Origin of the sequence: Symbiopectobacterium sp., from assembly GCF_051710365.1 — a bacterium.
In the GTDB taxonomy this organism is placed as follows: Bacteria; Pseudomonadota; Gammaproteobacteria; order Enterobacterales; family Enterobacteriaceae; genus Symbiopectobacterium.
Map to the genome: position 1 here is coordinate 1 of NZ_JBPETA010000248.1, position 3,691 is coordinate 3,691.

The following is a 3,691-nucleotide window of genomic DNA, read 5'->3' on the forward strand; positions in this document are numbered from 1 at the left end:
CATCAATGCTGTTCAATGTGGCAGTTACTGAACAAGGTTCGCCGCTTCATGGAAACCGTCAGCCCGTTTCCCAGTGGAAAACATGGACAGGCAAAAGTGTAGCGGTATTAGGAACAGCTATTTAGACACGCCATCAATGTTGACACTCTGTTTTTCAACGAAGTTTTTAGCCAACACTTTTGCCGCTTCCCCACCCACTTTTGGGGTTTCAGAAGGCGCGTCAACCGTGGCTTTATTGATTTTTCCTTGTGCATCCACATCGAGTGTGGCAGTCACGTCACCACCGATACCGGTGCTGGCTGAAGAATAGGTGCCTGCTTTAAAATCGCCGTCTGCAAAAGCGAAGCTTGATGCAATCAGCAGACAAAAAGCTGCCGTACCCTGAAATGTTTTCATATCAACGGTTCCAATAAAAAGTGTATAAATATTCAATGTCATATTGAACGGAAAAAATTATTGCGCGTGCTCTCCTTTATCTCCCATGAATAAAATGATGGCCTTCATCTTCATTGAGATGCATGAATATAAAGCAACAAATGGGTAATCCGATACCGAGTAAAATAAATAACAAGCTGAAGCTGTTTAAATTAATAGTGCTCTCCATGCGGGTAAGAAAACGCAGCATGGGAAAGGTTAACGCCATGCTTACCATATATGGAGAGCAACTGAGTCACCGTCATAATATTATTGCCGTTGTTATAGGTATGGTGACTCAGGTTGCTGAAGGCCAGTGTGCTCTCTGCGGAATGCAGCGTCGAAATCAGAATGCCGAGCAGCACGGCAATAATACCGATGAAGATGGTGGCGTTCTCCTGCACTGCGGCACCCATGGCAAAAATACACAGTGAGGTAAATACCGTGGTGTGCAGCAGCAGCTTGCGGTAGCCAATCCGTTTGATCAGTGGTTCAAAGCCCAGTTTCGAGAGCAGAGCACCGCTGGAAAACAGCAGCAAAATCAAGCTGACGGTGGCGGGGTCATACGCTAATTGGGTTTGCAGCATCAGCGACATCACCACCGGAATCGAAGAGAGTAAAATGCGCGTGACAATACCGCTGGTCACACCGATGGAAAACGTTTTAATGGTAAACAGGTTTTCACGCGGTTGAGGCCGCGTGGTAAGCATATCCCGTTTGAAATAGAGGAATGCCAGGCCGAATCCGCTGAGGGCCAATGCGGCGCTCAGTGGCAGGCTGATGATGTTTTTCGGCATCGCAGTCAGCAGAAAGGTGCCCAGGAACAACATACCGACCAGCAGCATCAGTTTGTAGGTGTCTTCGCGAAAATGCGGAACCTGCATACTGGCGGGAATATGCGTTCTGGCAAGCCACAGGCACATCAGGCACAGAGGAATATTAAGTACAAAGATCAGACGCCACGACAGCATATTGACCATCAAACTTCCCACCACCGGGCCAATCATGGTGCCCAGTAACCCCAGCAGGGTAATGCGGTTGAGGAATAGGAGTTTCATGGTATCTGGCGTGGTCCTCAAAATGATGGTTCTGATTATCGGCAGCATTAACGCGCCGCCGATCCCTTGTATAAACCGAAACGCGCTCAAACTAACGATAGACGTCGCGGTGACGCACAGCAGCGAGCCGGTCATAAAAATGGCAATAGCGACAAGCAAGGTAGGTGTTGCGTTCACCCAGTCGCTCTGCCATCCAGCCATTAACGGGGTTGAAAGCCACCACGGTGACAACATAGGAGATAACGATCAGCTCCATATGCAGCACCGGTTGGTGAAGCGCCTCCGCAATGGCTGGCAGTGCGATATACAGCATCGTCGTGTCGACGGATTGCATAAAAAAAGTGATGGATGCAATCCAGAACAGGGTCCACGAGGCTTTGTTGAATAATAGGTAATCATGCTGTTTTTCTATGCCAGTTTTGGTAGAAAATGCTTGTCATCTTAGGTGTACAGTTTTCTCATGAGGCCTAACTGCATGATTTTGCGTTGCGAGGATCCGTCGTTTCACTTGGCTGCCAGCATAAAATCTATTTATTCAACAAAGCCGGTCCACGACGTCTTCATGATTTAGGCTACTGTCATTTGGCCGGCGTACAGAACAAACATACGCAGCAGGAACACACCGAGCAGACTGAGACCCGCCATAAACGCCATCTGTTTGCGGCTTGGCGCACTGTCGTGGCTCTTCAGGAACCCGGCAATAAGCGGAACCGCAATGCCAACGCCGATAACCCCAATCCAAAATACGCCGCCCCAGAATCCGGTTAGTGCGTTATGTGCCGACAGGGTTTTCTGACCGCCGCCCAACAACAACCCGACAAAGAAGGCGAACAGTAAGAAGATCTCTGCGAACACCACCGGGTTTTCAATCTTGTGGATGAAATGCAGTGTGCCCTGGTGTTCAGCAATAAACCGGCGATTGAAGGCACCGGCCAACAGCGCCACCGCAATGCCTGACGTGGTGCCCGAGGCGAGAAACAGCACAGGCAGTACCGGGTTGTTCAACATCGGGAAGGATTTGAGCGCTGACAGCAGGAAACCGGTATAGCAGCCCAACAGGATTGCCAACACCAACAGCGTGTTTTCATACCAACTGATACGTTTCTGGATAATGGCACTCAGGTTACGCATCAGAGAGAGCAGGCCACCGTTGTTGAACTTGCTCACCAGCGTCAGCAGTTCATCGCGGTAGAGGCTGACCAGCCACAGGATGATAAACACGAAGTAGACCTGAAACAGCATCACACCGAGCGACATGATGGAGCCAGGGTTATAGAAGACCATCAGATACCAGAAGGGCATAGGGCGAGTCAGGTGGAAGATCAGAATAATCAGACCGACCATCACCGACAACGGTGCCACGATCGCCGTCGCGATAACGATAGGGTTTTTACCGCTGTACTCTGCGGGCACATAATATTTCAGCAGCATCGTTAGAGTGATCATGCCAGCGGAAATGCCCACCAAAAGCAGATAGATGGCAATGGGCCAGTCCCATACCAGCGTGTCGAAGTGGAAAGCATTAAGCATTGTCGATTACCCCGCGTTTGCCAGGAATGCGATAGAGCTTCGGTTCGGTACCCAGATACACTTTGGAGCGATAGGTCGGGTTCGCGAGGATCATTTGAGAAATATCGCTGGCCGGATCGTTCAAATCACCGAACACCAGTGCGTGGGTCGGACAGATCTCGACGCAGGCCGGTTTTTTGCCTGCGGCCAGATTGGTCTCACGGCAGAAGTTACACTTATCGGCGGTATTTGGTCACCGGGTTGATAAAGCGTACGTGGTAAGGGCAGGCCGCGATGCAATAGCGGCAACCCACGCAGCGCTTGTCGTTAACGTCGACGATGCCGGTAAGCGCATCCTTAAAGGAAGCGCCGGTCGGGCACACGGAAACGCACGGCGGGTTTTCGCAATGCTGACAGGATTTACGGAAATATTGGCGTACAGCACGACTGGTCGAAGTGCGTGGAATATTAACCGAGGTCAGGATCTCGAGGCGGGTAACGCCATCGGGGACATTGTTGGTCTCTTTACAGGCGCCGATACAGGCTTTACAGCCGATACACAGTGACTCGTTGTGCAGCATGCCATAACGTGTACTAGCTCAGACCTGATCTGACAGTTACCGGTTATTTATACAGGTGTCTGTCAGATTAAATCTGGTTCAGATTTTTTTCTGCCCAGACCCGTTTACCATCAAGTAATGTTGCCATTG

3 protein-coding genes and 2 pseudogenes are annotated in these 3,691 nt (G+C 50.3%); 1 reads left to right on the forward strand and 4 read right to left on the reverse strand.

All coding sequences use genetic code 11. The features are described from left to right. Window positions 1-102 (forward strand): hypothetical protein (locus ACTBDZ_RS15940; protein WP_438814434.1); only part of this gene is annotated, 102 nt, incomplete at its 5' end. A 15-nt stretch (window positions 103-117) separates the two neighbouring features. Here ACTBDZ_RS15940 and ACTBDZ_RS15945 read toward each other — a convergent pair. The 4 genes and pseudogenes from ACTBDZ_RS15945 to ACTBDZ_RS15960 form a co-directional block, all read right to left on the reverse strand. Beyond that, window positions 118-438: an FMN-binding protein gene (locus ACTBDZ_RS15945; protein ID WP_438816035.1), complete on the reverse strand. Its 321-nt coding sequence runs from the start codon at window positions 436-438 to the stop codon at window positions 118-120. A 34-nt stretch (window positions 439-472) separates the two neighbouring features. Next, a pseudogene (locus tag ACTBDZ_RS15950) lies at window positions 473-1,806 on the reverse strand (MFS transporter). Window positions 1,807-2,039: 233 nt separating this feature from the next. Next, entirely contained in the window at window positions 2,040-3,002 is a 963-nt protein-coding gene (nrfD, locus tag ACTBDZ_RS15955; RefSeq protein ID WP_438816036.1) for a cytochrome c nitrite reductase subunit NrfD, read from the reverse strand. Next, a pseudogene (locus ACTBDZ_RS15960) lies at window positions 2,995-3,571 on the reverse strand (4Fe-4S dicluster domain-containing protein); the annotation flags it as partial. The gene nrfD and the pseudogene ACTBDZ_RS15960, both read right to left, overlap by 8 nt. Between the last annotated feature and the right edge of the window lie 120 nt (window positions 3,572-3,691).